Annotated in this window: 25 protein-coding genes and 1 tRNA gene; 6 read left to right on the top strand and 20 right to left on the bottom strand. The window is 72.7% G+C overall.

The annotated features are described in order from the left end of the window. Positions 1-100: 100 nt before the first annotated feature. From HBH26_RS11575 to HBH26_RS11560, 4 genes are read right to left on the bottom strand one after another with little or no spacing between them, the layout of a single operon-like run. Complete coding sequence (locus HBH26_RS11575; RefSeq protein WP_239024734.1) at positions 101-2,191, bottom strand: tetratricopeptide repeat protein; 2,091 nt, start codon at positions 2,189-2,191, stop codon at positions 101-103. Further along, positions 2,184-3,536, bottom strand: coding sequence for a PEP-CTERM-box response regulator transcription factor (gene prsR, locus HBH26_RS11570; protein ID WP_168134773.1), 1,353 nt, complete (start codon positions 3,534-3,536; stop codon positions 2,184-2,186). Before prsR ends, HBH26_RS11575 begins: the two co-directional genes overlap by 8 nt. Further along, entirely contained in the window at positions 3,533-5,554 is a 2,022-nt protein-coding gene (prsK, locus tag HBH26_RS11565; RefSeq protein WP_168134772.1) for an XrtA/PEP-CTERM system histidine kinase PrsK, read from the bottom strand. Before prsK ends, prsR begins: the two co-directional genes overlap by 4 nt. A gap of 4 nt (positions 5,555-5,558) precedes the next feature. Next, positions 5,559-6,947 (bottom strand): TIGR03013 family XrtA/PEP-CTERM system glycosyltransferase, encoded by a 1,389-nt coding sequence (locus HBH26_RS11560; protein WP_168134771.1) that lies wholly within the window; start codon positions 6,945-6,947, stop codon positions 5,559-5,561. A 203-nt stretch (positions 6,948-7,150) separates the two neighbouring features. Here HBH26_RS11560 and HBH26_RS11555 point away from each other — a divergent pair, with 203 nt between their 5' ends. Beyond that, positions 7,151-8,191, top strand: a complete 1,041-nt coding sequence (locus tag HBH26_RS11555; RefSeq protein ID WP_338057337.1) for a mannose-1-phosphate guanylyltransferase/mannose-6-phosphate isomerase — start codon at positions 7,151-7,153, stop codon at positions 8,189-8,191. On the opposite strand, the gene HBH26_RS11550 is transcribed toward HBH26_RS11555, so the two are convergent. From HBH26_RS11550 to HBH26_RS11530, 5 genes are all read right to left on the bottom strand, one after another. After that, positions 8,188-8,622, bottom strand: a complete 435-nt coding sequence (locus HBH26_RS11550; protein WP_168134770.1) for a DUF3429 domain-containing protein — start codon at positions 8,620-8,622, stop codon at positions 8,188-8,190. The two genes, HBH26_RS11555 and HBH26_RS11550, sit on opposite strands and share 4 nt — an antisense overlap. A 25-nt stretch (positions 8,623-8,647) precedes the next feature. Continuing rightward, positions 8,648-9,217 (bottom strand): Uma2 family endonuclease, encoded by a 570-nt coding sequence (locus HBH26_RS11545; protein WP_168134769.1) that lies wholly within the window; start codon positions 9,215-9,217, stop codon positions 8,648-8,650. A gap of 185 nt (positions 9,218-9,402) precedes the next feature. Then, complete coding sequence (gene groL / locus HBH26_RS11540) at positions 9,403-11,046, bottom strand: chaperonin GroEL (RefSeq protein ID WP_168134768.1); 1,644 nt, start codon at positions 11,044-11,046, stop codon at positions 9,403-9,405. Between the two features lie 56 nt (positions 11,047-11,102). Continuing rightward, complete coding sequence (gene groES, locus HBH26_RS11535) at positions 11,103-11,390, bottom strand: co-chaperone GroES (RefSeq protein WP_093003109.1); 288 nt, start codon at positions 11,388-11,390, stop codon at positions 11,103-11,105. 117 nt (positions 11,391-11,507) lie between these two features. Then, the gene (locus HBH26_RS11530) at positions 11,508-12,920 is read right to left on the bottom strand and encodes an MATE family efflux transporter (RefSeq protein WP_168134767.1); all 1,413 of its coding nucleotides are present in this window, start codon (positions 12,918-12,920) and stop codon (positions 11,508-11,510) included. A gap of 297 nt (positions 12,921-13,217) precedes the next feature. Here HBH26_RS11530 and sppA point away from each other — a divergent pair, with 297 nt between their 5' ends. The 3 genes from sppA to HBH26_RS11515 are packed head-to-tail and all read left to right on the top strand — an operon-like array spanning position 13,218 to position 15,871. Continuing rightward, positions 13,218-15,086 (top strand): signal peptide peptidase SppA, encoded by a 1,869-nt coding sequence (gene sppA, locus HBH26_RS11525; protein ID WP_168134766.1) that lies wholly within the window; start codon positions 13,218-13,220, stop codon positions 15,084-15,086. After that, positions 15,086-15,667 carry a GNAT family N-acetyltransferase gene (locus tag HBH26_RS11520; protein ID WP_168134765.1) on the top strand — a complete coding sequence of 194 codons (582 nt, stop codon included), beginning with the start codon at positions 15,086-15,088 and terminating at the stop codon, positions 15,665-15,667. The genes sppA and HBH26_RS11520 overlap by 1 nt, the downstream gene beginning before the upstream one ends. Positions 15,668-15,727: 60 nt before the next feature. After that, positions 15,728-15,871, top strand: coding sequence for a hypothetical protein (locus HBH26_RS11515; RefSeq protein WP_168134764.1), 144 nt, complete (start codon positions 15,728-15,730; stop codon positions 15,869-15,871). A 297-nt stretch (positions 15,872-16,168) separates the two neighbouring features. Here HBH26_RS11515 and dapF read toward each other — a convergent pair whose 3' ends face one another. The 3 genes from dapF to HBH26_RS11500 all read right to left on the bottom strand — a co-directional run bounded on the left by dapF (position 16,169) and on the right by HBH26_RS11500 (position 18,292). Beyond that, positions 16,169-17,104: a diaminopimelate epimerase gene (gene dapF / locus HBH26_RS11510; protein ID WP_168134935.1), complete on the bottom strand. Its 936-nt coding sequence runs from the start codon at positions 17,102-17,104 to the stop codon at positions 16,169-16,171. Between the two features lie 31 nt (positions 17,105-17,135). Then, complete coding sequence (locus tag HBH26_RS11505) at positions 17,136-17,753, bottom strand: LysE family translocator (RefSeq protein ID WP_168134763.1); 618 nt, start codon at positions 17,751-17,753, stop codon at positions 17,136-17,138. A 65-nt stretch (positions 17,754-17,818) separates the two neighbouring features. Continuing rightward, positions 17,819-18,292, bottom strand: a complete 474-nt coding sequence (locus HBH26_RS11500; RefSeq protein WP_168134762.1) for a DUF6456 domain-containing protein — start codon at positions 18,290-18,292, stop codon at positions 17,819-17,821. A 103-nt stretch (positions 18,293-18,395) separates the two neighbouring features. Between HBH26_RS11500 and HBH26_RS11495 the strand changes: the two genes are divergently transcribed. Beyond that, positions 18,396-18,471: transfer RNA gene (locus HBH26_RS11495), tRNA-Val, on the top strand. A gap of 25 nt (positions 18,472-18,496) precedes the next feature. Here the strand turns inward: HBH26_RS11495 and HBH26_RS20435 are convergent. The 7 genes from HBH26_RS20435 to HBH26_RS11460 all read right to left on the bottom strand — a co-directional run bounded on the left by HBH26_RS20435 (position 18,497) and on the right by HBH26_RS11460 (position 23,099). Next, positions 18,497-19,429 carry a winged helix DNA-binding protein gene (locus HBH26_RS20435; RefSeq protein ID WP_209308505.1) on the bottom strand — a complete coding sequence of 311 codons (933 nt, stop codon included), beginning with the start codon at positions 19,427-19,429 and terminating at the stop codon, positions 18,497-18,499. Then, positions 19,429-20,931 (bottom strand): NAD(P)(+) transhydrogenase (Re/Si-specific) subunit beta, encoded by a 1,503-nt coding sequence (locus HBH26_RS11485; protein WP_168134761.1) that lies wholly within the window; start codon positions 20,929-20,931, stop codon positions 19,429-19,431. Before HBH26_RS11485 ends, HBH26_RS20435 begins: the two co-directional genes overlap by 1 nt. A 146-nt stretch (positions 20,932-21,077) precedes the next feature. Further along, entirely contained in the window at positions 21,078-21,386 is a 309-nt protein-coding gene (locus HBH26_RS11480) for a proton-translocating transhydrogenase family protein (protein WP_168134760.1), read from the bottom strand. A 10-nt stretch (positions 21,387-21,396) separates the two neighbouring features. Then, on the bottom strand, positions 21,397-21,612 hold the full coding sequence (locus HBH26_RS11475; RefSeq protein ID WP_168134759.1) for a type II toxin-antitoxin system HicB family antitoxin: 216 nt from the start codon (positions 21,610-21,612) through the stop codon (positions 21,397-21,399). Beyond that, a complete protein-coding gene (locus HBH26_RS11470) occupies positions 21,609-21,854 on the bottom strand; it encodes a type II toxin-antitoxin system HicA family toxin (protein ID WP_338057336.1) in 246 nt (81 codons plus the stop codon). The genes HBH26_RS11475 and HBH26_RS11470 overlap by 4 nt, the downstream gene beginning before the upstream one ends. Next, a complete protein-coding gene (locus tag HBH26_RS11465) occupies positions 21,851-22,969 on the bottom strand; it encodes an NAD(P) transhydrogenase subunit alpha (RefSeq protein ID WP_168134758.1) in 1,119 nt (372 codons plus the stop codon). The genes HBH26_RS11470 and HBH26_RS11465 overlap by 4 nt, the downstream gene beginning before the upstream one ends. Before the next feature lie 7 nt (positions 22,970-22,976). After that, positions 22,977-23,099 (bottom strand): aa3-type cytochrome c oxidase subunit IV, encoded by a 123-nt coding sequence (locus HBH26_RS11460; protein ID WP_168134757.1) that lies wholly within the window; start codon positions 23,097-23,099, stop codon positions 22,977-22,979. A gap of 147 nt (positions 23,100-23,246) precedes the next feature. Here HBH26_RS11460 and HBH26_RS11455 point away from each other — a divergent pair, with 147 nt between their 5' ends. Beyond that, complete coding sequence (locus HBH26_RS11455) at positions 23,247-24,668, top strand: sigma-54-dependent transcriptional regulator (protein WP_168134756.1); 1,422 nt, start codon at positions 23,247-23,249, stop codon at positions 24,666-24,668. Positions 24,669-24,762: 94 nt separating this feature from the next. Here HBH26_RS11455 and HBH26_RS11450 read toward each other — a convergent pair whose 3' ends face one another. Continuing rightward, positions 24,763-25,824 (bottom strand): PLP-dependent cysteine synthase family protein, encoded by a 1,062-nt coding sequence (locus HBH26_RS11450; protein ID WP_168134755.1) that lies wholly within the window; start codon positions 25,822-25,824, stop codon positions 24,763-24,765. Positions 25,825-25,837 lie beyond the last annotated feature (13 nt).

Raw genomic sequence — 25,837 nt, 5'->3', positions numbered from 1 at the left:
CGGCTATACGGGGGAAGCGGGGCGAGGCGAAGACGGGACTCGTCGCGACGCGCCGACGCTCGCAGCCGGGTCGCGGATGCCGGAACGGGCGCGGCGACGTCTAAGCCGCGATGGCCGCGCGCAACCGCAGCGCCGCGGCCCGCTCGGCGAACGCCGGGTCGGCGAGTGCCGCGGCGAGGGCGACGCGCGCTTCCGCCGTGCGGCCCGCGTCGGCCAGCGCCTGCGCCTGATGCCAGCGGATCGCGCCGACGCGGGGGGCGAGCGCCGCCGCCTTCGCCAGCGGCGGCAGCGCGGCGGCGGTGTCGCCGCGGTCGAACAGCGCGTGGCCCAGCGCGTCCGCCGCCGCCGCGCTCATCGGCTGGAGGCGGACGGCGGCGCGGGCGTAGGGCAGCGCGGACACCGGGTCGCCCGCGGCGGTATAGGCGGCGGCGAGCTGCGCCAGCAGCCGGGCGTCGCGATCGCCCAGGTCGCCACGCAGCCCCTCCAGCGTCGCGACCGCCGCCTCCGCCTCCCCGGCACCGAGTTGCAGGTTGGCGAGCATGCGACGCGCTTCCGTCGAGGCAGGATTCTGCGCCAGGTACAGCGCCAGCGTGTCGGCCGCGCCGCGCCGGTCGCCGCCGGCGAGCCGCGCCTCGACCAGCCGCAGCATCGCCGGGCGATCGAAGCGCAGGTCGGCGGCGCGCAGATAGGCCGGGAGCGAGACGGCCGGGCGCCGCGTCGCGGCCTGCACGTCGCCCACCAGCAGCCACGCGGCGGGCGCGCCGGGGGCGGCGGCGGCGAGGCGCTGCGCGGCGGTGAGCGCGGCGACCCCCTGCCCCGCCTCCAGCATTCCGCGGATCGCCGCCACCGCCGCGCGCGGGTCGCCCGGCGCGTCCGCCACCGCGCCCGCCAGCACCGTGGCACTCTCGTCCTGGCCGAATGGGGCGGCGGGGGCAGCGGGGGCGCGGGCGGCGCGATCGAGGAAGGTCGCGGCCCAGTCGCGCTCGCCGCGCGCCTCGAACGCGCGGGCGACCAGCGTCAGCGTGTACGCGTCGGCATCGGCGCGCAGCGCGACGGGCCGCAGCGTCGCGAGCGCCCCGCCCGCGTCGCCCGCGCGCAGCTGCGCCGCGCCGAGCAGCCGGCGCGCGACCAGGTTCATCGGCTGGCGGTCGACCAGCGCGCGCCAGCGCGCCACGGCCTGCTCGTGCCGCCCCACCGCCTGGTCCAGCGCGCCGCCCAGCAGCAGCGCGCCCGGCACGTCGCCGAGGTCGCCGGCGCGGTCGAGCAGCGTCGCGGCGAGCGCACCGTTGCCCGCGCGCGCCGCGATGACGGCCAGCAGGTAGAGCGCGCGCGGCTGGCCGGGGCGCGCCGCCAGCACCTTGCGCGCGTCGGCCAGGCTGTCGCCCGCCCGCCCCAGGTCGCCGAGCGTCGCCGCACGCTCGATCAGCGCGGGCACGTAATAGGCGTCGCGCCGGAGCGCCGCGTCGAACCACGGCAGCGCGGCGACCAGCCCGTTGCGGCGGCGCACGACCTCCCCGCGCAGCGTCAACGCGGCAAGGTCGCCCGGGTCGAGCGCGGTGGCGCGGGCCGCAGCGAGGCTGGCGGCGCCGACGTCGCCGAGCTCCAGCCGCACGCGCGCGAGATCGGTCCACGCGCCCGCGTCGCCGGGGTGCGCCGCGACCAACGTCGCCAGCATCGCCGCCGCGCCGGCGCGGTCGCCGGACGCCGCGGTGGCACGCGCGGCGACGCGGCGCGCGTAAGGATCGGCACCGCCGCGGCGCGCCTCGGCCAGCGCGGCATCGGCATCGTCCTGCAGCAGCAGCGCCGCCGCGCGCCAGGGGTGCAGCCGCGCCGGCGGAAGGCCGGCGGCGACCGCGCGGTCGAGCGCGCCGCCCGCCGCGACGCCCTCGCCGAGCAGCAGATAGGCGCGCGCCAGTTCGGCCTGCGCGCGGCCGTCCGCGGGATCGGCCTCCACTGCGGCGAGCAGGTGGTTGCGCGCCGCGCTGTAATTGCCCGAGCGCAGCGCCGCCTGCCCGCGCGCGAAGGCGGTGGCGGCATCCGGCCGCTCCGCGCGCCGCGCGAGCGCGACGACGCCCGCCACGGTCGCGGCGGCGAGCAGCAGCACGAGCATCGCGCGCCACGGCAGGCGGGGCATGGCGGCGCGCGGGCGCCGGCGCCGCCCGCGCGGCTGCGCCAGCGGCCCCTCACGCATGGAGGTCGTAGCTCTTCAGCAGGTCGTAGAGCGTCGGGCGGCTGACGCCCAGCAGCCGCGCCGTGCCGGAGATATTGCCTTCCGACTGCGCCAGCGCGCGGCGGATCGTCACGCGGTCGGTCGCCTCCCGCGCGGCACGCAGGTTGATCGGCAGCGCGTCGGCAGGCGCCGCGAGGTCGAGGTCCGCGGCGGTCACGCGCTTGCCCTCCGCCATGATAACGGCGCGCTTGGTGCGGTTCTCCAGCTCGCGCACGTTGCCCGGCCAGCCCCACGCCTCCACCGCCGCGACCGCGTCCGCGGACAGGCCGCTCACCGCGCTGCCCGCGGCCCTGGCGTGGCGCTGCACGAAGTGGCGGGCGAGCAGCACCGCGTCTCCGCTGCGTTCGGCGAGCGTGGGGATGCGGACGACGATCTCGGCGAGGCGATAGTAGAGGTCCTCGCGGAAGCGGCCATCGGCGACCATGGCGTCGACGTCCTGATGCGTGGCGCAGACGATACGCACGTCCACCGGGATGGCGCGGCGGCCGCCGACCCGCTCGATCACGCGTTCCTGCAGGAAGCGCAGCAGCTTCACCTGCAAGGCGAGCGGCACGTCGCCGATCTCGTCGAGGAACAGCGTGCCGCCGTCGGCCTGCTCGATCTTGCCCGGCGTGGTCTTCACCGCCCCGGTGAAGGCGCCCTTCTCGTGCCCGAACAGCTCGCTTTCCAGCAGCGTCTCCGGAATGGCGGCGCAGTTGATCGCGACGAACGGCTTCGCGCGCCGGCGGGACGTGTCGTGGAGGCCGCGGGCGAGCACCTCCTTGCCGGTGCCGCTGGCGCCGAGCAGCATGACGGTGATGTCGGCGGGCGCCACGCGCTCGATCGTGCGCGTCACCTTCAGCATTTCCGGCGCGGCGGTGACGAGGCCGCCCAGCCCCTCGCCCGCGCCGCCGCGAGTGGCGAGGCGGCGGTTCTCCGTCTCCAGCGCGTGCACGTGGAAGGCGCGCGCGACGATCAGGCCCAGCTGGTCGATGTCGATCGGCTTCTGATAGAAATCCCACGCCCCGCCCGCGATCGCCGCCAGTGCGGACTCGCGCGCGCCGTGGCCCGAGGCGACGATGACCTTGCAGTCGGGCTTCAGCGCCAGGATCTCGGCCAGGGTGGCCAGCCCCTCGCCCGTGCCGTCCGGATCGGGCGGCAGGCCGAGGTCCAGCGTCACCACCTGCGGCTCGTGCGCGCGCATCGCGTCCAGCGCCTCGGCACGGTCGCCGGCGACGACCACCTCATAGCCCTCATAGGCCCAGCGCAGCTGACGCTGGAGCCCGGGATCGTCCTCCACGATCAGCAGGGTTCGCGTGTCCGTCATGCCGCTCTCTCCGCCACTCTCTCACCCGCCGCCGCGCGGGGCAGCGCGATGCGGAACCGCGTGCCCTCTCCCGTGCGGCTCGACACGGTAAGGCTGCCGCCCATGGCCGCCACCAGCTGCCGCGCCTCGTAGGCGCCCAGGCCGAAGCCGTTGGCCTTGCCCGACACGAAGGGGCGGAACAGCGCGTCGCGCACGAACCCCGCGTCCATGCCGCAGCCGCGATCGATCACCTCCAGCAGCGCACGGTCGCCCGCGCCGCCGATGGCCAGCACGACGCGCGAGCCGGGATCGCTCGCCTCCACCGCATTCTGTATCAGGTGGCCCAGCACCGTCTCCAGCGCGGCCGGTTCGGCCAGCGCGACCACCTCGCCGCCGATCACCTCGATCCCGTGCTGCGCGCGCCGGGCGTCGGCGATGCGCTCCGCCAGGGCGCGCAGCGGCACGGCGCGCGGCGGCTCGGCCACGGCGGCGGGGCGGTGCGACAGCCGGGCGAGCAGCCCGTCCATCCGCTGCGACGTGTCGCGCAACGTGGCGATCATGTCGGCGCGGAACGCCGGATTCTCCGCGTGCCGCTCCGCGTTTCGGGCGACCAGCGCCATCTGCGAGACCAGATTCTTCAGGTCGTGCATCAGGAAGGCGAAGCGGCGGTTGAACTCCTCGAACCGTCGCGCCTCCGCCAGCGCGGCATGGGCATCGTCCTCGGCCAGGTAGCTCGCGACCTGTCGCGCGGCGACGCCGAGCAGGTCGAAATCCTCCCAGTCGAGCGGCCGGTCGACCAGCGGACGCGCGAGCACCATGGCGCCGACCAGCCGCTCGCCGTGAAGCAGCGGCACGATGCCCCACGCCTCGCGCGTGGCGACCAGCCAGTCGGGCACCGCCGCCGCCTCCCCCGCCGGGGCGGAGCCGGCGCGCACCTCGTCCAGCGCGACGATGCGCCCCGTGGCGGCGAGATGCCGTGCCAGCGCGGCATCGGCGCCCTCGCGGGGCGCGTCCTCCCACCGCCAGGCCGCACCGGCGACCAGCGCGTTGTCCTCGATCCGCAGCAGCAGCCCGGCGGGACTGTCGGTCAGCTCCGCCATGGCGGTCACCGCCCGCTCCGCCAGCGGACGCGGCGCCTCCGCCGGCGGGACCAAGGTGGCGGCGAAGCGCATCCACACGGAGCGATAGTCGTAGCGGTGCGTGAAGAGATGCTTCGACACGACGACGCGCAGCCACGCGCGCAGCCAGCGGGTCGACAGCAGCGTGGCGAGCGTCGCGCCGGTACCGACGGCGAAAGCGGTCAGCGCCACCCGCGCCTGCGCCCCGCCCAGCGCCGCGATCAGGCCCGAGCCGGCGACCAGCGCCACCACCACCAGCGCCGCGCTGCCCAGCGCCACCGCCTGCAACACCACGGCGCGCGACAGGCGCAGGCGGCGGCGCCCATCGCGCACCGCGATCAGCACGCCGACCAGCGCCAGCGCGAGGCCGCGCGCCAGCGTCAGCTCCGCGCGCCAGCCGCCCGCGGCCCAGGCGACCGCGTCCACCGCCAGCTCGGCACCGAACAGCAGCGCCAGCGCCCCCGCCAGCACGTCGACCCCGCCGCGCGCCCGCGCCGACAGCATCGTGCGCCCCGCCAGCACCAGTGCCGCCGCCGCCGCCAGCATGTGGAGCGCGCGCATCGCCTCCGTCATCGCGATGCGCGATGGACCCGCCACGTGCTCGGCCGCGATGCGCAACGACGCCGCCAGCACCATGCAGGCGGCGATGGCGACGAACGCCCCGCCGCGCCACCGCGCCGCGGGGGTCAGCAGGAACAGCGCGGCGAGCCAGCCGAGATCGCGCGCGGTGCCCGCGGCGGACACGGCGACGTCGCCGCCGCCGATGCCCGCGACGCCCAGCGCCCACAGCGCGGACAGCAGCAGCGCCGCCGCCAGCACCGCGCGCTGCACGAGGCCGACGGGCTCGCGCACCTGCGCCGCCGCCACGCCCGCCAGCAGCATCGCCGCCAGCGCGTGGCACCAGATGATCGCGCCCTGCATCCCGCTACCGCGCGCCGTCCGGCCACAGCACCACGCGCAGTGTCTGCACGAGGATCAGCAGGTCGAGGAAGGGCGAGTAGTTCTTCGCGTAGTAGAGGTCGTATTCCAGCTTGTGCCGCGCATCCTCCGTCGACGCGCCATAGGGATAGTTGATCTGTGCCCAGCCGGTGATGCCCGGCTTCACCATGTGCCGCTCGGCGTAGAAAGGCAGCTGCGCCTCCAAGTCGGCGACGAACTGCGGGCGTTCGGGACGCGGGCCGACGAAGCTCATCTCGCCCTTCAGCACGCTCCAGCATTGCGGCAGCTCGTCGATGCGGACCTTGCGGATGATGCGGCCGACGCGGGTGATGCGCGGGTCGTCCTCGGCCGCCCAGATCGCGGTGCCGGGCACCTCCGCGTCCTGCCGCATCGAACGCAGCTTCACGATGTCGAACGGCTGGTTGTAGAGGCCGATGCGGCGCTGGCGGTAGAAGGCGGGGCCCGGGCTCTCCCACTTCACGAGCAGCGCGGTGACGACGATCACGGGCAGCGCCAGCGTCAGCAGCAGCAGGCTGGCGGTGACGTCGAAGGCGCGCTTCGTCACGCCGGACAGGAAGCGGCCGGAGGAGAAGCCGTCGGAGAAGATCAGCCACGACGGGCTGACGCTCTGCAGGTCCACGCGCCCGGTCTCGCGCTCGAAGAAGCTCGACAGGTCGCTGACGTGGACGCCGGTGGTCTTCACGCGCAGCAGGTCCTGCAGCGGCAGCGCGCCCCGCCGCTCCTCGATGGCCAGCACGACTTCGGACGCGCCCAGCGCCTCCACGTGGCGGGCGAGGTTCGCGATCCCCTCGCGCGGGACGGCGCCGGCGACCGCGACCACCGGGGTGCCCATCGCGACGTAGCCGGCGACGGTGAAGTTGGCGCCGGTGCGCGCGGCGAGCGCGCCGATGCGCGCCGCGCGCGGGCCGGCGCCCAGCACCACCACGCGGCGGCGCAGCGACGCGCCGCCGATGACGCGGCCCAGCGCGGCGCGGATCAGCACCAGCGCCGCGACCGAGAGCAGCATCGCGACGAACAGGTTCGACCGCCAGAAGGTGATCGCGGGCACGAGGAAGAAGATGACGGAGAGGAAGATGACGCCCAGCGACACCGCCACCAGCAGCCGCGCGGTGGCGTAGCGCACGGAGTGGAGCGCGCCCGGGCCGTAGGCGCCGACCGCGACCATCGCGATCTCCAGCGGGACGGCGAAGGAGAGGATCTGCGGCACGCGCGTCGCGATCGGCTCGGTCGCCATGCCGATCTGCCAGGCGCGCACCTGCCACCCCGCCTCCGCCGCGACCAGCAGGAGCGCGAAGTCCAGCAGGCCGAGGAGCAGCACGGCGTGGGGCACGTAATGCTTGAACACGCGGACCATGGCGCCCGTGCCCTTCCCTTTGCGCTGGTGTAAACCGGACCGACAGGCGCTATGCGCGCGCACTTGCAAAGAAAGTTTGAACGAGGGAGGGACCCGTTGGCCGTCGATGCGTGTTACGGCGTGGTGCCCCGCCGCCGCCGACGCGGACGACAGGGACCCGGCGGCCGGTCCTCGTGCCGCCCGACGAAGGGGGAAGAACGAACGTGACCGCAATCGTGCCGGTGATCCTGTCCGGCGGCTCGGGTACCCGGCTGTGGCCGATGTCCCGTCCGGAAAAGCCCAAGCAGCTCCTCGCGCTCACCGCGCGCGAGACGATGCTGCAGCTGACCGCCGCGCGCGCGCACGGCGACGCCTTCGACGCGCCGATCGTGGTCGCCAACGCCGCGCACGCCGACGAGGTGGAGGCCCAGCTCGCCGCCGCGGACGCGGGCCTGCGCGCGCTGATCCTGGAACCCGCCGGGCGCAACACCGCCCCCGCGATCGCGCTCGCCGCGCTCGCCGCGGACGCGGCGCAGCCGCTGCTGGTCATGCCGTCCGACCACGTCATCGCCGACCGGGACGCCTTCCACGCCGCGATCCACGCCGCGCTGCCGCTGGTGGAGGACGGCTGGCTCGTCACCTTCGGCATCACGCCCGACGCGCCGGAAACGGGCTACGGCTACATCCAGGTGGGCGAGCCGCTGCGCGCGGGCGTGCACCGCGTCGCGCGCTTTGTCGAGAAGCCGAAGCGCGAGGTGGCGGAGGCGATGCTGGCGGCGGGCGACCACGCCTGGAACGGCGGCATCTTCCTGTTCCGCGCCGACGCCTTCCTCGCCGCGCTGGAGACGCACGCGCCCGCCATCGTCGCCGCCGCGCGCGCCGCGATGCAGGGCGCCCGGCGCGAGGGCGCGCGGGTGTACCCGCAGGCGGACGCCTTCGCCGCCTCGCCGTCCGACTCGATCGACTATGCGGTGATGGAGAAGGCCGATCGCGTCGCCGTGGTGCCGGTCACCATGGGGTGGAGCGACGTCGGCAGCTGGGACGCGCTTCACGCGATCAGCGCGGGCGACGCGGGTGGCAACGTGATCGAGGGCGACGTGGTCGCGATCGACGCGCGCGACTGCCTGGTGCGCAGCGACGGCGTGAGGATCGCGACCGTCGGCGTCAGCGACCTGATCGTCGTGGCGAGCGGCAACGACGTGCTGATCCTGCCGCGCGGGCGCAGCCAGGACGTGAAGCTGCTGCTGGAGGCGATGAAGCGCTAGCCCATCAGCCAGGCCCAGCAACCCGCCATGCCCGCCGCGCCGAGCAGCAGCTGCGGCGGGCGCAGCGGGGCGAAGAAAGCGGGCGCATTGCCCGCCAGCGCCGCGCGCCGGTCAAGCAGCGCGGCCAGCGCGTAGCCGACGATCAGCAGCGCCAGCGCCATGGTCGCGCGCGGCACCACCAGCGCCAGCCCGGCGATGGTGAGATACGCCGTCGCCGCCGCGATGGCGACCGCGGTCGACGCGCTCTCGCGCGCGAAGCCGAAGCCGCGTCGCACGCCGCCGATGAAGGCGAGGATGATCGCGCCCCAAACGATCGCGAGCTGGACCGCCAGGATCGGCCAGGTGCCGGGCAGCACCCAGGCACCGATGCCGGCGGCGACGAGGGGGAGCATCGGGCCGAAGCCGAGGACCTGGGCGTTGCGCGGGATCATCGCCGCCCAACGCGCGGGCGCGCGATCAGTCGCGGGCGAACATTTCCGCGTGCGGGATGGTGAGGTCGAGCGAGGGCAGATGGAGGTCAGCGCCCGCCGCGAGCCAGCCGTCATGCCACACCCCGTCATCGGTGCGATGGACGCGGCGGACGAGCTCGCCGTCAGGATCGACCAGGATGACCTCACGCGTACCCGGCAGGGCCTTGTACTCCTCCAGCTTCACCTTCTGATCCTTGGCGAACGTCGATGGCGAGAGCACCTCGAAGACGACCTGGGGATCGCCGAGCAGCCTCTTCTTCGCATTCTCCGGCGCCGAGGGATTGCCGCAGTAGATGCTGACGTCGGGGAGCCGTGCGGTGAAATCCGCCGTCTGCAGGGCGAGATCCGAATTGTACGGCCGGCACCCCGAGCCGCGGAGCCGTCCTAAGAGGAAGGCGAAGATGTTGCCCGCGATGCGGGCGTGCTGCTCCGTCCCGCCAGCCATCATGTAGATGACACCGTCCTCGAGCTCGGCCCGGGCCCCGCCGAAATCCATGTCGAGGAACTCTCGCACGGTGACGCGGCGGTAGGCAGGGTCGAGCGCGAGCGTGGCCATGGGCGGCAAGATAGTCGATCCCGCCGGACAGACAAAGGGCCAGCGGCGTGATGCCACCGGCCCTTCGCTGCGGGCAACCGGCGACGGCGAAGCCGCCGCCCTGACGTCGAACGGGTCGGCGATGCCGACCCGCCGGCCGTTCCGATTTCGCCTCGGGCGCAGCGAGTCGCTGCGCCCGTCCGAAATCAGAAATCCATGCCGCCCATGCCGCCCATGCCGCCGCCGCCGGGCATGGCCGGGGCCTTGTCCTCGGGCAGCTCGGCAACGGTCGCCTCGGTGGTGATGAGGAGACCCGCCACCGACGCGGCGTTCTGCAGCGCGGTGCGCACGACCTTCGTGGGGTCGATCACGCCGGCCTGGACCAGGTTCTCGTACGTGTCGGTCGCGGCGTTGAAGCCGAACGACGTGTCCGTCTGGTCGAGCAGCTTGCCCGACACGACGGCGCCGTCGTGACCGGCGTTCTGCGCGATCTGGCGCACCAGCGCGGTCAGCGAGCGGCGGACGATGTCGACGCCGCGCGTCTGGTCGTCGTTGTCGCCCTTCACGCCCTCGAGCGCCTTCGAACCGTACAGCAGCGCGGTGCCGCCGCCCGGGACGATGCCCTCTTCCACCGCGGCGCGGGTCGCGTGCAGCGCGTCGTCGACGCGGTCCTTGCGCTCCTTCACCTCGACCTCGGTCGCACCGCCGACCTTGATGACGGCCACGCCGCCGGCCAGCTTGGCGAGGCGCTCCTGGAGCTTCTCGCGGTCGTAGTCGGAGGTCGTGTTCTCGATCTGCTGACGGATCGCCTCCGTGCGGCCCTTGATCGAGTCGGCGTCACCCGCACCGTCGACGATGGTGGTGTTGTCCTTGTCGATCGACACGCGCTTGGCGGTGCCCAGCATGCCGAGCGTCACGCTCTCCAGCTTGATGCCGAGATCCTCGGAGATCACCTCGCCCTTGGTCAGGATCGCGATGTCCTCCAGCATCGCCTTGCGGCGATCGCCGAAGCCCGGCGCCTTGACGGCCGCGACCTTCAGGCCGCCGCGCAGCTTGTTCACGACCAGCGTCGCGAGCGCCTCGCCCTCGATATCCTCGGCGATGATGAGCAGCGGACGGCCCGACTGGACGACGGCTTCCAGGATCGGGAGCATCGCCTGCAGGTTCGACAGCTTCTTCTCGTGGATCAGGATGTACGGATCGGCGAGCTCGACCGTCATCTTCTCCGGATTGGTGATGAAGTACGGCGACAGGTAGCCGCGGTCGAACTGCATGCCCTCGACGACGTCCAGCTCGAACTCGAGGCCCTTGGCCTCCTCGACAGTGATGACGCCTTCCTTGCCGACCTTCTCCATCGCCTCAGCGATCTTCTCGCCGACCTCACGGTCACCGTTGGCGGAGATGATGCCGACCTGCGCGACCTCGGACGAGCCCGACACGGGCTTCGAGCGCGACTTCACGTCCTCGACCACCTTGCCCACGGCGATGTCGATGCCGCGCTTCAGGTCCATCGGGTTCATGCCCGCCGCGACCGACTTCATGCCCTCGCGCACGATCGCCTGCGCCAGCACGGTGGCGGTGGTGGTGCCGTCGCCGGCGATGTCGTTGGTCTTCGAGGCCACTTCGCGCACCATCTGCGCGCCCATGTTCTCGAACTTGTCCTTCAGCTCGATCTCCTTGGCGACGGTGACGCCGTCCTTGGTGATGCGCGGCGCGCCGAAGCTCTTGTCGATCACGACGTTGCGGCCCTTCGGCCCCAGCGTCACCTTCACCGCGTCGGCGAGGATGTCGACGCCCTTGAGAATGCGCTCGCGCGCGTCGCGCGAGAACTTCACGTCCTTGGCTGCCATGTGGCTACCCTTTCAGATGAACGAATGTTGAGAGTGTTGCGGTGATCGGAGGTTTCTCAGCCGACGATGCCGAGAATGTCCGATTCCTTCATGATGAGCAGGTCTTCGCCGTTCACCTTCACCTCGGTGCCCGACCACTTGCCGAACAGGATGCGGTCGCCGGCCTTGACGTCGAGCGGGGTGACCTTGCCGTCCTCGGCCTTGGTGCCGGTGCCGGCGGCGACGACCTCGCCCTCCTGCGGCTTCTCCTTGGCGGTGTCGGGGATGATGATCCCGCCGGCCGTCTTCTCTTCCGCCTCGACGCGGCGGACGAGAACGCGGTCGTGCAACGGACGAAAGTTCATTGCTGCTAGCCCTCTTCAGCTAAGGTGACATTTTTTTGGCACTCGCAGGAAACGAGTGCCAGCCGCCGCGATATGTGCAGGCGCCGCCGGTGCGTCAACCGTCGCAGGAACCTTTTTTCAGGCCGCGCGTGGCGCCAGCAGGCCGAGCCGGTCGCGCGCGGCGAAGCGCCACAGCAGCGCCGCCGAGACGACGACCAGCCCCGCCGCCAGCCCAGCCCATATCCCGACGCCCTGCCAATCCAGCCAGAAGCCGAGCGCCACCGCGGTGCCGAACCCGGCGATCCAGTAGCCCAGCCCGGCGATCACCATCGGCACGCGCGTATCCTGCAGCCCGCGCAGCACGCCCGCGGCCACCGCCTGCGCGCCGTCGAACAGCTGGAACACCGCGCCCACCGCCAAATACTGCACCGCCAGCGCCACCACCCGCGCTTCCTGCGCAGCGTCGACGTCGACGTAGATCGCGATCAGCCAGCGCGGCACCAGCCACATCAGCACGGCGGTGACCACCATGAAGCCCGTGCCGACGACGATGGCGGTCCAGCCCGCGCGCCCGACCCATTCCGCGTCGCGCGCGCCGAAGCCCATGCCGACCCGGATCGTCGCCGCCTGCGCCACGCCCAGCGGCACCTGGAAGGCCAGGCTGGCGATGTTGAGCGCGATGGCGTGCGCCGCCACCTCGGTCACGCCGATCAGCCCCATCAGCAGCGCCGCGCCACCGAACAGCCCGGCCTCCATCGTGACGGTCAGCGCGATCGGTACGCCGATGCGCAGGATCTCGCCCATGCGCGACCATTCCGGCCGCCACCAGCGGCCGAACAGGCGATATCGGCGCAGCTTCGGATCGAACAGCAGGATGGCGGCATAGGCCAGCATCATCGTCCCCGTCGTCACCACGCTGGCGATCGCCGAGCCTTCGAGGCCCAGCGCGGGGAAACCGAGGTTGCCGAAGACCAGCAGCCAGTTGGAGAGGAGGCCGATGCCCAGCGCCATCGCGGTGACGCCGATCGCCCAGCCGGGGCGGCCGAGCGCGGCGGCGGCGGTTCGCATCACCGCGGCGAAGATGGCGGGCAGCAGCGCGAGGACCAGGATCTGCAGGAAGTCGCCCGCCCGCGCCGCGACGCGCGCGTCCTGCCCGGCGAGCAGGAACAGCCGCTCCCCCGCCAGCAGCAGCAGCGAGCCGGGAATGGCGGAGAAGACGCCGAGCCACAGCGCCATGCGGAACGAGCGCCGCACCTCGCGCACCGCATGGCGGCGCCGGCCGAGCTCCGCCGCGATCAGCGGCGCGCAGGCGGTGGCCATGCTCATCAGCGCCCACATGGTGAGACCGAACAGAAACACGCCCAGCGTGGCGGCGGCGAATTCCACCGTGCCCAGCCGCGCGACGAAGACGACGTCGATGGCGTAGACGCCCATCTGCAACAGGTTCGCGCCGACCAGCGGCGCCGCCAGCGCGAGCAGGGCCCGCAATTCCCCCCGCGCGTCGGCCGGACGCTCCGCCACCAGAGGCGCGTTGACGAGGGGGGCGTCCATGGCCGCGTGCCGTAGCCGGTGCGGCGGGGTTGCGCCAGCGGGGGTCCGTCGACGTCTTTCCCCGTCACCCCGGCGTAGGGCAGGGGTCCAAGGCCATGCAGGGCAGCGGATGAGGCCCTGGATGCCGGCACCAGCGCGGCATGACGATGGTCGGGATCGGCCACGACGCGCGTCGACGCGTCGGTCCTCGCCCGTCGGGTCGAGCCCCGCCCGTCCCCGCTTCGTCAACCATCAACCGTGTTGCCGTCTTCATACACGGCCCCTAGGGTCCGCCGCACCGGCTGGAGATTTCGACTGATGAAGCTTGTTCGCGGCGCGTGGCGCCTGTTGGTGGGCATCAAGGATGCGCTGGTGCTGGTCGCCATGCTGCTGTTCTTCGGCGCGCTGTTCGCCGCGCTGAACAGCCGCTCGCGCCCGGCCGCGGTGCCCACGGGCGCGCTGGTGCTGGACCTGAACGGCCCCATCGTCGAGCAGCCGGAGGAAGTGCCGCCGCTGGCGATGCTGAGCGGGCAGCAGGTGGGGCAGCAATACCGACTGCGCGACGTGCTCCACGCGCTGGACAAGGCGCGCACCGACGACCGGGTGAAGGCGGTGGTGCTGGACCTCGACCGGTTCGGCGGCGCCTATCCCGCGACGCTGGGCGAGGTGGCCGACAAGCTGGCCGCGGTGAAGCGCGCGGGCAAGCCGGTGCTCGCCTATGCCACCGGCTATACCGACGGTGGCTATCGCCTCGCCGCCGCGGCGAGCGAGGTGTGGCTGAACCCGATGGGGGGCATCCTGTTCTCCGGCCCCGGCGGCAACCAGCTGTACTACAAGGGCCTGATCGACAAGCTGGGCGTCAACGCGCACGTCTATCGCGTCGGCCGCTACAAGTCGGCGGTGGAGCCGTACCTGCGCGCCGACGCCAGCCCGGACGCGCGCGCGGCCTCCGAAGCGCTGTACGGGTCGCTGTTCGAGCAGTGGCAGGACGCGATCCGCCGCAGCCGTCCCAAGGCGCAGATCGCGCCCTGGCTGCGGACGCCGCAGCAGGTGGTGCAGCAGGCGGGCGGCGACATCGCGCGCGCGAACCTCGCGACCGGGCTGGTCGACAAGCTGGGCGACCGCGTCGCCTTCGGCCGGCGCGTGGCGCAGATCGTCGGCGGCGACGCGGCCAAGCCCGCGGGCTGGTTCAACCGCATCAAGCTGGCCAATTACGTCGCCGCCCACCCCTTCGCGACGAAGGGCGACGTCGGCGTGCTGACCGTGGCGGGCACGATCCTGGACGGCGAGCAGTCGCCGGGCAGCGCGGGCGGCGATACGGTGTCCAAGCTGCTCTACACCGGGCTTGCCGAACAGAAGCTGAAGGCGCTGGTCGTGCGCGTCGATTCGCCCGGCGGATCGAGCCTGGCGTCCGAGCAGATCCGCAACGCGGTGCTGGAGGCGAAGAAGCGCGGGCTGCCCGTCGTCATCTCGATGGGCGGACTGGCGGCGTCGGGCGGCTATTGGGTGGCGACCGCGGGCGACGCGATCTTCGCCGAGCCGTCGACCATCACCGGGTCGATCGGCATCTTCGGCGTGATCCCCACGTTCGAGAACACGCTGGCGAAGATCGGCCTCACCACCGACGGAACGAAGACCACGGCGCTGTCGGGCCAGCCCGACGTGCTGGCGGGCACCAACGCCACCGTGGACGCGATCATCCAGGCGAACATCGAGCACGGCTATCGCGACTTCATCGCGCGCGTGGCGCAGTCGCGACGGATGCCGCCCGCGCGGGTCGACGAGATCGGCCAGGGCCGGGTGTGGGTCGGCGGGGCGGCGCGGCAGATCGGCCTGGTCGATCGCTTCGGCGGGCTGGACGACGCGGTCGCCGAGGCGGCGCGGCGCGCGGGCGTGAAGGAGCCCGGCGTCGTGTGGCTGGACAAGAAGCCCGGCTTCGCGGCGCAGATCGCGCAGCAGATCGCCGCGCGCGAGGACGAGGAGGACACGCAGTCGGGCGACGTCTTCGCGCGCCTGTCGTGGCAGCGGCAGGCGATGCTGGCGCAGGCGCTGGGCGACGCGAAGCGGCTGCTGACCGGACCGTCGGTGCGCGCCGAGTGCCTGGAGTGCGTCGGCCTGGGCCCGGTCGCGCCGCGCGCGGGCGACCGCAGCCTCCTCCAGTTGGTGCTGGCGAAGGTGGGCCTGTAATGCAGGGGCCGATCGCGATCCGCGCCGCCACCCCGGCCGACGCCGCCGCCATCGCCGCGATCTACGCGCCCTACGTTCTCTCGGGCACGGTCTCGTTCGAGAGCGAGGCGCCCGACGCGCGCGCGATGCGGGCGCGGATGGCGGCGTCGGACGGCCTCTACCCCTGGCTGGTCGCCACCACCGGCGACAGCAAGGAGAAGGGCGGCGACGGCGAGGGCGTGATCGGCTACGCCTATGCGGGCCGCTTCCGCGATCGGCCGGCCTATCGCTACGTCGTGGAGACGTCGATCTACACCGCGGGGGGCGAGCGCGGGCTGGGCCGGCTGCTGTACGAGGCGCTGGTCGACACGCTGCGCGCGCAGGGCTTCACCCAGGCGATCGGCGTCATCTCGCTGCCCAACGACGCTTCGATCTCGCTGCACGAGGCGGTCGGCTTCCGCCGCGGCGGCGTGTTCCGCGAAGTGGGGTTCAAGCAGGGCCGCTGGATCGACGTCGGCTGGTGGCAGTGCGAACTGAACGCCAGCGCGATCCCGCCGGTGGAGCCGCGCCGCTTCGCCGACGTCGGCGTCGTGCGCGACTGATCGGGCGGGAGCGTTCCGCCGCCTTCCTCGTTCGAGCGCAGGATGCGAGGAGAACGAGCGGTGGCGGACGAACCCTTCGACGATTCCGAGCCGGTGCGGCCGGAGGCGAAGAAGCCGATGATGATCGGCATCGGCTACCTCGCGCTGCTGCTGCTGATCGGGCTGGGCGTGCTGCTGGTGGCGGGCGGGCTGATCCGGCTCTAGAGCGTTACCGGACCAGGTTGAACCACCGTCATCGTCCTGCGGACGACCGCTGTGCGGCGGGGCGCTTTCGGCGAGCTGCGGCGTTGCTCGTCGGTCACGATGCTTCAGCATCGCTCCCTCCTCTCGCCTTGCAGCACGCCGAAATCACCATCGTGCCGGTGATCCCACCTGATCCGGTAACGCTCTAGCGAGCGGCCTTGCGCCTGATCCGGCGGCCCCCCGTTCGCGCCGGAAGAGGCTGAGCGACGTCGAAACGGCTCCTCGGGGGGGGAACCGACGGTGATCGTCGAGCGCCGCCTAGCCCACCGCGCGGCTCCACGCCGCGACTTCCGCGTCGTGGCGGCGCTCGACCGTCAGGTCGCCCGCGCGCGCGGTGGCGAGGTCGACGTCCACCTCCCCTTCCCACTCCCAGGTCGCGTTGCCGTGGAGCGTGACCATGGCGTCGGTTCCCACCCGCACGCGTACCAGCCCGCCGCGGTTCAGCACGGTCAGGTCCGTGTCGAACGCGGTCCGCCCGGTCAGGCAGGCGGCGTAGCTGCTCGCTGCCATCGCGCTGCCGCAGCTGTCGGTCAGGCCCACGCCGCGCTCGTGCGTGCGCACGAACAGCGTGTCCACCGCGCGCCGCTCCACGAAGGACACGTTGGCGCGGTTCGGCAGCCAGGCGGGCGCCGCCTCGCAGGCCAGGCCGACCGCGACCAGCTCCGCCTCGTCCACCGCGTCGACAAAGGCGATCAGGTGCGGATTGGGGATGGCGACCGCGGTGAAGGGGCGATGGCTGGCGAGCAGCGGCACCGGCCGCTCGACGTAGCGCTCCTCCTCCACCAGCATCGGCCAGCGGGTGACGTCGAGGTCGGCGGGCCCCGCGGTCTCCGCCACCGTCGTCACGCCGGGCGCGATCGGCGCGGCGCGGGACACCTGCGCGCGTGAGGTCTTGAGCCGGACGGTGGCGGCGTCGATGCCCAGCGCCTCGAACCCCGCGCGCGCGACGCAGCGCAGGCCGTTGAGGCACGTCTCCGCCTCGCTGCCGTCGCTGTTGAACATCCGCATGCCGAACGCGGCGTCGCCGTCGCCTGCCACCAGCGCGAGCAGGCCGTCGCCGCCGACCGGGCCTGCCCGGTCCGCCAGCGCGCGGGCCAGCGCCGCCCACTCGCCCTGCGCCAGCGACCAGCCGCGCGCGTCGACCAGCGGGAAATCGTTGCCCGAACCGTGGCACTTGATGAAGCGGACGCGCATGCCGCCTTGTCGCGCGATCACCGGGGCGCGGTCAACGCCGGACCGCGGCGGTGGCCACCCCGGCGGCGATCAGCACGCCGCCGCCCGCCCGCTCCAGCCAGCGCCGTCGCGCCGGCCGGTCGAGCAGCCGCGCGGCCCGCGCCGCCGCCAGCGCGTAGCCCGCGTCGGTCGTCGCCGCGACCGCGGTGAAGGTGGCGACGAGAATGGCAGCCTGCGGCAGGTACGCAGCCGACGGCGAGATGAACTGCGCGGCGAAGGCGACGAAGAACATGATCGTCTTCGGATGGAACGTGCCCACCGCCAGCGTGGTGGCGAAGGCGGCGCGCGGGCTGGCAGGCGGGCGCGACCATGCGCCGCCACCCTGCCCCGCGCGCCGGATCGCCCGTACGCCCAGGAACACCAGGTACAGCGCGCCGGCCCATTTCAGCAGCGTGAAGGCGTGCGCCGACGCCGCCAGCACCGCCGCCGCGCCCGCGAGCGACGCGGCGAAGGCGAGCGCATTGCCGACCGCCATGCCCGCCACCGCCGCCAGCGCGGCGCGCCGGCCCGAGCCGAAGGCGAAGCCGACGATGGTCGCGACCCCCGGGCCGGGGATCAGCGCCAGCGCCAGCGACGCGGCCACGAACGCCGCCCAGGTCCCCCATGCCATGCCGCCGCTCCTTCGCGCCGTGGCATAGCCCCGTGGGCCGGCCCGCACCAGCCGCGCGCCCCGGCCTACGGCAGGCCGTAATGGTCCGCCGCCCGGTCCAGCGCGAAGGCGAGCACCAGGCGCGCGCTGCGCGTCGGCCAGCCCAGGCCCTTCTCCGCCTCCGCCAGCGGCTCCCCCGCGCACACCACGCGCCATAGCACGTCCGACAGACCCGGCCCCGCCGCGCCGAGCGCGCCGTCGAAGCGGCGCTTCGCCGCGGTCTGCGCCTCGCCCGCGTCCAGCGTGCGCGCGCCGCGACCGCCGTCGACCCGCGGCGACCAGCGCATCGTCACCGCGGGGCCGATCGCCGCGCGCTCGTAATCCGACCGCAGCCGCTCGCCCGCCTCCTCCTGCCGCCGCGTCACCAGCCCGCGCGCGGCCAGCCACGCCAGCGCCGATTCGCGGCGGTTGACCGTCACCGTCCGCCCCGCCGGCCTTCGGGCACCCACCGGCGCGCGCCGCCCCGCCGCATCGATCGCCTGCTCCACGCAATCGCGCATCTTCCGCTTCTCCCTTCCGCCTCGCCAAGGCCGGGGTTGCGGATGTAGGAAGGTGTAGGACAGCGCTTGATCCCGCGCGCGGGCACGCTACAGCCGGGGCGTGGGGCGCTTAGCTCAGCTGGTAGAGCGGCTCGTTTACACCGAGTAGGTCGGCGGTTCGAACCCGTCAGCGCCCACCATTCCCGACCGCCGTCGGCGCCGCGATCACACCATCGACAGCCCGGCCGCGCGGGTGGCGGCGACGAAGCCGCGCATCGCCACGGCGGCCACGGGCGAGAGCTTGACGAAGGCGCGGCGTCGGTCGGCGGCGTCGGGCGCGCGTTCCAGGAGGCCGGCGTCGGTCAGCCGCCCGATCCAGCGCAGCGCGGTGGTGGGTGCCACCGCGGCGGCGATGCACAGGCTGGATACGGAAACCCGCGCGCCCTCCAGCTCGGCGGCGAACAGATCGAGCAGCATGTCCCACGCCGGATCCTCGAACAGGCCGGTGCCGAAGAAGCGGTCGCGTAGCCGCCGCGCGCGGATGACGTCGCGCACTTCCGGCGCGGTCACGTCGGTGACGACGGGCGCGGCCTCGAACGTGCCGCGCCGCTCCGCCGCGCCGCCGCTACCCGGCGTGCCGAGCCGCGCCAGCGCGTCGGCGATGCGCGCGATCTCCTCGCGCAGGCGCGCCAGCCGGTCCGCCTCGTCCCCCGGATCGCGCACCCCACCCGACGACGGCGGCAGCAGGCCGGCGGTGACGAGGGCGCGGATCCACTCGGCCTGGTCGGGATCGCACAGCAATTGCGCCGCCATGCCGCCGGTGGCGTCCACCACCACGTCCACCTGCGCCAGCGTCATCGCGACGATCAGCGGCACGCCGTCCGCGTCCGCGGTGCGGGCGATGGCGGCAACGGTGCGGTGCAGCGCCGCCTCCTCCGCGCCGCGCCCGTCGAACACCGCCACGCCGTCGAAGCCGACACAGGCGCCGGCGGCCTCCTCCAGCGGGCAGCGCTTCGCCACGTCGCCGCCGATCAGCGCCACCGCCGCCTCCACGTCGGGCGCGGTGCGCGCGTCCAGGGCGGCCAGCAGGAAGCGCGCTGCCCCCGTGCCCGGCCCGGTGCCCGCCCCTGCTCCCGGCAGGCCGTAGGCGGCGGGCATCAGCCCAGCGCCTTGACGATTTCCTCGACCATCTTCTTCGCGTCGGCCAGCAGCATCATTGTATTGTCCCGGTAGAAGACCTCGTTGTCGACACCGGCATAGCCCACGCCGCCCATGCTGCGTTTGACGAAAAGAACCGTTTTGGCCTTTTCCACGTCGAGGATCGGCATTCCGTAGATGGGCGACGTCTTGTCGGTCTTCGCCGCCGGATTGGTCACGTCGTTGGCGCCGATGACGAAGGCGACGTCGCTCTGCGCGAATTCGCTGTTGATGTCCTCCAGCTCGAACACCTCGTCATAGGGCACGTTCGCTTCGGCGAGCAGCACGTTCATGTGCCCGGGCATGCGGCCGGCGACCGGATGGATGGCGTATTTGACGCGGACGCCCTCCTCCTTCAGCTTGTCCGCCATCTCGCGCAGGACGTGCTGCGCCTGCGCCACCGCCATGCCGTAGCCGGGGACGATGATGACCTGCTCGGCCTGGCTCATCAGGAAGGCCGCGTCCTCGGCCGAGCCGCGCTTCCACGGTCGGTCGATCTTCTCCGCCGCCGCGCCCCCGCCGCCCTCCGCGCCGAAGCCGCCGGCGATGACGGAGATGAAGCTGCGGTTCATCGCGCGGCACATGATGTAGCTGAGGATCGCGCCCGACGATCCGACCAGCGCGCCGGTGATGATCATCGCCGTGTTGTGCAGCGTGAACCCCATCGCCGCCGCGGCCCAGCCCGAGTAGCTGTTCAGCATGGAGACGACGACCGGCATGTCCGCGCCGCCGATCGGGATGATGAGCAGGAAGCCGAGCGCGAAGGACAGCGCGACGACGGTGTAGAACCACAGCGGCTCCTGCGTCTGGAAGAACAGGAAGGTGAACCAGACGATCGCGAGCAGCCCGCCCAGGTTGATCGCGTGGCGAGCCGGCAGCAGGATCGGTGCGCCGCCCATGTTGCCGTTCAGCTTCAGGAAGGCGATGACCGAGCCCGAGAAGGTGATCGCGCCGATCGCGACGCCGAGGATCATCTCCACCCGGCTGACGCCGTGGATGACCGCGAAGGGCTGGCCGATCAGCGGGGTGACGACGTCGGCAATGCCGAACGCGACCGGGTTGAGAAACGCCGCGACCGCCACCAGCACCGCGGCCATGCCGACGAGGGAGTGGAAGGCGGCGACGAGTTGCGGCATCGCCGTCATCGCGATCCGCCGCGCGGTGACGATGCCGATCGCGGCGCCCAGGCCGATCGCGGCGAGGATCTCGAAGATCGCGACGTAATCGGTCATGACGCCCTGCGCCGGGACCGGCGGGAGCGAGGTCAGCAGGATGTCGACCGTCTTCTCCGGCACGTGCGTGACCAGCGTGGTGACGACGGCGATGGCCATGCCGATCATGCCGAAGCGGTTGCCGCGCTGGCTGGTCTGCGGGCTCGACAGGCCGCGCAGCGCCAGGATGAAGCACACGCCCGAGACGAGATAGGCCAGCGCCACCCAGGGATTTGCCGCGACGTGTTCCATTTCCACCCCCGTCGCCCCTGCGACGGCAGGGGTCTATCTCTGTGTCGTTCTTCGCTGCCGATCGCGGCCGATGATCGCCGTCGTGTCCTACCGCTTTTCCTCGACGCGGGCAGACATGGCCCCCTGCCTGCGCAGGGGCGACGCGCTCACTTGTGAACGGCCGGCCGCTCCTTCTTCCTGTACATCGCCAGCATCCGCTGCGTGACGGCGAAGCCACCGAAGATGTTGACGCTGGCGAGCACCACGCCCAGCAGCCCGAGCCACTTCGATGACGCCCCAGCCGCCCCCGCCCCGCTCGCCGCCGCGGCGATCAGCGCGCCGACGATGATGACGGAGGAGATGGCGTTGGTGACGGCCATCAGCGGCGTGTGCAGCGCGGGCGTGACCGACCAGACGACGTAATAGCCGACGAAGCACGCCAGCACGAAGATCGACAGGATCGCGACGAAGTCCATGGTCTACTCCTCAGGCGGCGACGCGGCGCGGGCGGGGAACGGGTCGGCCGAGCTCGACCGCCGCCTCGATCCAGCAGGCGATGGCGTCATAGGCGTTGGTCAGCGCCTCGTGCGGGGTCTCGCCGTCGGAACGGCATCCCGGCAGCTCGGGCACGATCGCGGCATAACCGCCGCCGTCGTCTTCCGACAGCGGGCTGATATCTACCTCGTAATCCTGCGGCTTCATCCTTCACGCTCCCGCACGAGGTCCACGAACGCGACGAGTTCGCGGATATAGACAGGCTTGATCGGTCGATGCGCCGGTATCGTGAGGATCGCGGACATCGTCGCATGGGCCACCTTGTAATGTGACCCTTTGCGCGGCGGGGTACAAGCGAGCCCCGCCCAGCCGCACAGTCGCTCCACGTCGGCGATCCGCCAATCGCGAGGATTGGTTCGCATCGCTTCGAGAAGCTTGGAGGCGTTCACGTTTCAGGCGCCAACCTCGCGTTCACCACGGCGCCGTCCTTCGTCAGGCGGACCGCGTCGCCGATCTCCTCGTCCAGCAGCGGCCGGCCGGCGTCCTTGTCCCAGAAGGTGGACAGGAAGTTGTAGAGGTTGCGCGAATACAGCGCCGAGGCGTCGGCGGCGAGGCGGGAGGGGACGTTGCGGTGGCCGACGATCCTGACGCCGTGGCGTTCCACCACCTCGCCCGCGACCGCGCCTTCCACGTTGCCGCCCTGCTCCACCGCCAGGTCGACGATGACGCTGCCGGGGCGCATCGACGCGATCTGCGCGTCGCTGACCAGGCGCGGGGCGGCACGGCCGGGAATCAGCGCGGTGGTGATGACGATGTCCTGCTTGGCGATGTGCGCCGACACCAGTTCGGCCTGCGCGGCCTGGTATTCCGCGCTCATCTCCCCGGCATAGCCGCCCGCGCCCTCGCCCTCGATCCCCTTCACGTCCTCGACGAAGATCGCCTTCGCGCCGAGCGACTGGATCTGCTCCTTCGTCGCGGAGCGCACGTCGGTGGCGGAGACCTGCGCCCCCAGCCGGCGCGCGGTGGCGATCGCCTGCAACCCGGCGACGCCCACGCCCATCACGAACACGCGCGCGGCGGAAACGGTGCCCGCCGCGGTCATCATCATCGGAAAGGCGCGGCCATATTCCGCCGCGGCGTCGAGCACCGCCTTGTAGCCGGAGAGGTTCGACTGCGAGGACAGCACGTCCATCGACTGCGCACGCGTGATGCGCGGCATGAATTCCATCGCCAGCGCCTCGACGCCGGCAGCGGCATAGGCGTCGACGCGTGCGCGGTCGGAAAAGGGATTGAGGATCGCGGCCAGCATCGCGCCGCGCGGCAGGTCCGCCGCATCGGGCCCCTGCACCGCGAGCACGATCCCCGCCCCCGCCAGCGTCGCGGCGCGGTCCGCCACGGTCGCGCCCGCGGCCTGATAGTCGGCGTCGGCGAAGCTGGCAGCACCGCCGGCCCCCGCCTCCACCGCCACCTCGGCCCCCAGTGCGATGAACTTCTTCGCCGTCTCCGGCGTCGCGGCCACCCGGCGCTCGCCGGAAGCCCCCTCCTTCAGGACCGCGATCTTCATCGCGCGGTCAGCTGATGAGCCAGATGACCAGGAAGGCGAGCAGGAAGCAGATCACGGCACCCCACTTCAGCCAGCCCAGCATCCCGACATACGTCGTCTCATGCGCCTTCATGTCGGCCGGATCCGCCATCGTCACCCTCTTGCCCGTGTCCGTATCGGCCCCGTTCCTAACCGCCGCCCCCATCGCTGGCAACACAGAGCGCGCACGCCCACGCTTAAGGGCGCCTTTACCGCCGGCCGTTACACGACCGTCCCGAACCGGCACGGGATTGGTCGAATGACGCGAAACGGACAGCGGCTGCTGATGCTGATCGACGAGGAGGCGACGCAGCGCCGGCTGGTCGCGTCGCTGGCCGCGCGCGGCGGCTGGCGCACCGTCTTCGCCGAGGACGGCGAGATGGCGCTGGCGACGCTGGGCACGCAGGACGGCATGCAGCTGGACGCGGTGCTGCTGGACCATTGGTCGGAGGAGGTCGATCCCGCGCCGCTGATCGCGGAGCTGCGCGCCAACCGGCCGCAGCTGCCCGTGCTGCTCCTCACCAGCAACGGATCGGTGGCACAGGCGGTCGCGGCGATGCGCGCGGGCGCGACCGACTATCTCGTCAAGCCAATCGCGCCCGAGCGGCTGCTCCACGCGCTCGATTCGGCCGTGCGCGCCAACGGCACGGGCGAGCTGCGCCCGCTGACGGAAAAGATCCCGGCAATGCTAGGGTTCGAGGAGATCGTCGGCTCCGCGCCCGAGTTCCGCGCCGCGCTGGCCATCGCGGCCAAGGCGGCGCGCGCGCGCGTTTCCGTCCTGATCGAGGGGGAGAGCGGGGTCGGCAAGGCAGTGGTGGCCGAGGCCGTCCACGCCGCATCGCCCCGCGCGAAGACGCCGCTGCTGACCGTCAATTGCGGCGCCACGCCCGCGAACCTGATCGAGAGCGAGCTGTTCGGGCACGAGGCGGGCGCCTTTCCGGGCGCATTCGACCGCAAGACGGGCAAGTTCGTCGAGGCGGACGGCGGCACGCTGTTCCTCGATGAGGTGGACGCCATGCCGCTCGACGCGCAGGTGAAGCTGCTGCACCTGCTGACCACGGGCGAGGTGATGCCGATCGGCGGGCGCCACGCGCGCGAGGTGGACGTGCGCGTCATCGCCGCGACGAACAAGCGCCTGTCCGAGGAAGTCGCCGCGGGCAATTTCCGCGAGGACCTGTTCTACCGCCTGAACGCGGTGCAGGTGACGATCCCGCCGCTGCGCGAGCGCAGCGGGGACGTGCCCGCGCTGGCCCGCCACCTCCTGGCGCGGATCGCGGGGCAGCCGGGGCTGCGCGCGCTGGGCATCACCGACGAGGCGCTGTCGCTGCTGATCGACTACGACTGGCCCGGCAACGTGCGCCAGTTGCAGGACGCGCTGTTCCGCGCCGCGGTGCTGTGCGAGGGCGACGCGCTGACCCGCGCGGACTTTCCGCAGATCGCCGCGGCGGGCGGGCGTCGTGCCTCGCCGTCGCAGGGCATGGCCGCGGCGTCGGCGGGCGGCATCACCCTGTTCCTGGCCGACGGCAACCTGCGCCCGCTGGAGGATATCGAGGCGGACGTCATCCGCCTCGCCATCGGCCATTATCGCGGGCGGATGACCGAAGTGGCGCGGCGATTGGGCATCGGGCGATCGACGCTGTACCGCAAGCTGGGCGAGCTGGGCATCGACAACGCGGCCTGAGGATCGTCGGATGCCGGGTTCGTCCCGGCATCAACGGCGCCGAAGGAGCCGCCACGCAGGAGGGGACAAACCCCGGGGTGACGGGATCCAAAACCTATTCCGTCCACCCCAGCCGCCGCGCCAGCGCGGCTTCCGCGGGCGCCACGTCCAGCCCGCGCGCCGCGAGCCAGCCGTCGTCGAAATAGGTGGAGGCGTAGCGCTCGCCGTCGTCGCACAGGATCGAGACGATCGATCCTTCCACCCCCGCCGCCGCCATCTCCGCCGCCAGCATCGCGCAGACGTGGAGGTTGGTGCCCGTCGACCCGCCGCAGCGCCGGCCGAGCCGGCGGCTGAGCAGGCGCGCGGCGGCGATGCTGTCGCGGTCCGCCACCGCCTCCGCGCGGTCGATCACGCCGGGAAGGAACGACGGTTCCACGCGCGCGCGGCCGATCCCCTCCACCACGCTGGCGCAGCGCTGCGCCGCGGCGACCGAGCGGTCGTGCCAGTGGCGGTGGAACACCGACGCCTCCGGATCGGCCAGGCACAGGCGGGTCGCGTGGCGGCGATAGCGCACGTAGCGCCCGATCGTCGCCGACGTGCCGCCGGTGCCCGCGCCGCACACGATCCACGTGGGCACGGGATGCCGCTCCAGCGCCATCTGCGCGTAGATGCTCTCGGCGATGTTGTTGTTGCCGCGCCAGTCGGTCGCGCGCTCGGCATAGGTGAACTGGTCGAGGTAGACGCCGCCCAGTTCGGTCGCTAGCCGCTCCGCCTCCGCATAGGCGGTGCCGGGGTCGTCGATCATGTGCACGCGCCCGTCGTGGAAGGCGATGGCCGCGATCTTCTCCGCCGCGGTGGCGCGCGGCAGGACGGCGACGAAGGGCAGGCCCAGCATCCGCGCGAAATACGCCTCGCTGACCGCGGTGGACCCGCTCGACGCCTCGACCACGGTGGTGCCCGGCCCGATCCGCCCGTCGCACAGCGCGTAGAGGAACAGCGAGCGCGCCAGCCGGTGCTTCAGGCTGCCGGTCGGGTGGCTCGATTCATCCTTCAGGTACAGCTGCACCGCGGGAAAGGCGGGCAGCGCGACGGGGATCAGGTGCGTGTCGGCGGAGCGGTTGTAGTCCGCCTCGATCAGGCGGACGGCGTCCTCGGTCCAGCGGCGGTCGTGGTGCATCGGCCGCCGCTCG

Origin of the sequence: Sphingomonas corticis (assembly GCF_012035195.1) — a bacterium.
In the GTDB taxonomy this organism is placed as follows: Bacteria; Pseudomonadota; Alphaproteobacteria; order Sphingomonadales; family Sphingomonadaceae; genus Sphingomonas; species Sphingomonas corticis.
Note: the sequence above shows the minus strand (reverse complement) of the source record. Positions and strands in the feature narration are given on the sequence as shown.

Excerpts from the sequence above, each read along its gene's own strand:
- HBH26_RS11455 (WP_168134756.1), top strand. The coding sequence starts at position 23,247 with ATGACGCGAAACGGACAGCGGCTGCTGATGCTGATCGACGAGGAGGCG.
- groES (WP_093003109.1), bottom strand. The coding sequence starts at position 11,390 with ATGAACTTTCGTCCGTTGCACGACCGCGTTCTCGTCCGCCGCGTCGAG.
- HBH26_RS11550 (WP_168134770.1), bottom strand. The coding sequence starts at position 8,622 with ATGATCCCGCGCAACGCCCAGGTCCTCGGCTTCGGCCCGATGCTCCCC.
- prsR (WP_168134773.1), bottom strand. The coding sequence starts at position 3,536 with ATGACGGACACGCGAACCCTGCTGATCGTGGAGGACGATCCCGGGCTC.
- HBH26_RS20435 (WP_209308505.1), bottom strand. The coding sequence starts at position 19,429 with ATGCCCGCCGCCTACGGCCTGCCGGGAGCAGGGGCGGGCACCGGGCCG.
- groL (WP_168134768.1), bottom strand. The coding sequence starts at position 11,046 with ATGGCAGCCAAGGACGTGAAGTTCTCGCGCGACGCGCGCGAGCGCATT.
- HBH26_RS11460 (WP_168134757.1), bottom strand. The coding sequence starts at position 23,099 with ATGGCGGATCCGGCCGACATGAAGGCGCATGAGACGACGTATGTCGGG.
- HBH26_RS11560 (WP_168134771.1), bottom strand. The coding sequence starts at position 6,947 with ATGGTCCGCGTGTTCAAGCATTACGTGCCCCACGCCGTGCTGCTCCTC.
- dapF (WP_168134935.1), bottom strand. The coding sequence starts at position 17,104 with ATGCGCGTCCGCTTCATCAAGTGCCACGGTTCGGGCAACGATTTCCCG.
- prsK (WP_168134772.1), bottom strand. The coding sequence starts at position 5,554 with ATGCAGGGCGCGATCATCTGGTGCCACGCGCTGGCGGCGATGCTGCTG.
- HBH26_RS11480 (WP_168134760.1), bottom strand. The coding sequence starts at position 21,386 with ATGGACTTCGTCGCGATCCTGTCGATCTTCGTGCTGGCGTGCTTCGTC.
- HBH26_RS11520 (WP_168134765.1), top strand. The coding sequence starts at position 15,086 with ATGCAGGGGCCGATCGCGATCCGCGCCGCCACCCCGGCCGACGCCGCC.
- HBH26_RS11530 (WP_168134767.1), bottom strand. The coding sequence starts at position 12,920 with ATGGACGCCCCCCTCGTCAACGCGCCTCTGGTGGCGGAGCGTCCGGCC.
- HBH26_RS11465 (WP_168134758.1), bottom strand. The coding sequence starts at position 22,969 with ATGAAGATCGCGGTCCTGAAGGAGGGGGCTTCCGGCGAGCGCCGGGTG.
- sppA (WP_168134766.1), top strand. The coding sequence starts at position 13,218 with ATGAAGCTTGTTCGCGGCGCGTGGCGCCTGTTGGTGGGCATCAAGGAT.
- HBH26_RS11475 (WP_168134759.1), bottom strand. The coding sequence starts at position 21,612 with ATGAAGCCGCAGGATTACGAGGTAGATATCAGCCCGCTGTCGGAAGAC.
- HBH26_RS11575 (WP_239024734.1), bottom strand. The coding sequence starts at position 2,191 with ATGCGTGAGGGGCCGCTGGCGCAGCCGCGCGGGCGGCGCCGGCGCCCG.
- HBH26_RS11485 (WP_168134761.1), bottom strand. The coding sequence starts at position 20,931 with ATGGAACACGTCGCGGCAAATCCCTGGGTGGCGCTGGCCTATCTCGTC.
- HBH26_RS11545 (WP_168134769.1), bottom strand. The coding sequence starts at position 9,217 with ATGGCCACGCTCGCGCTCGACCCTGCCTACCGCCGCGTCACCGTGCGA.
- HBH26_RS11505 (WP_168134763.1), bottom strand. The coding sequence starts at position 17,753 with ATGGCATGGGGGACCTGGGCGGCGTTCGTGGCCGCGTCGCTGGCGCTG.
- HBH26_RS11450 (WP_168134755.1), bottom strand. The coding sequence starts at position 25,824 with ATGCACCACGACCGCCGCTGGACCGAGGACGCCGTCCGCCTGATCGAG.
- HBH26_RS11500 (WP_168134762.1), bottom strand. The coding sequence starts at position 18,292 with ATGCGCGATTGCGTGGAGCAGGCGATCGATGCGGCGGGGCGGCGCGCG.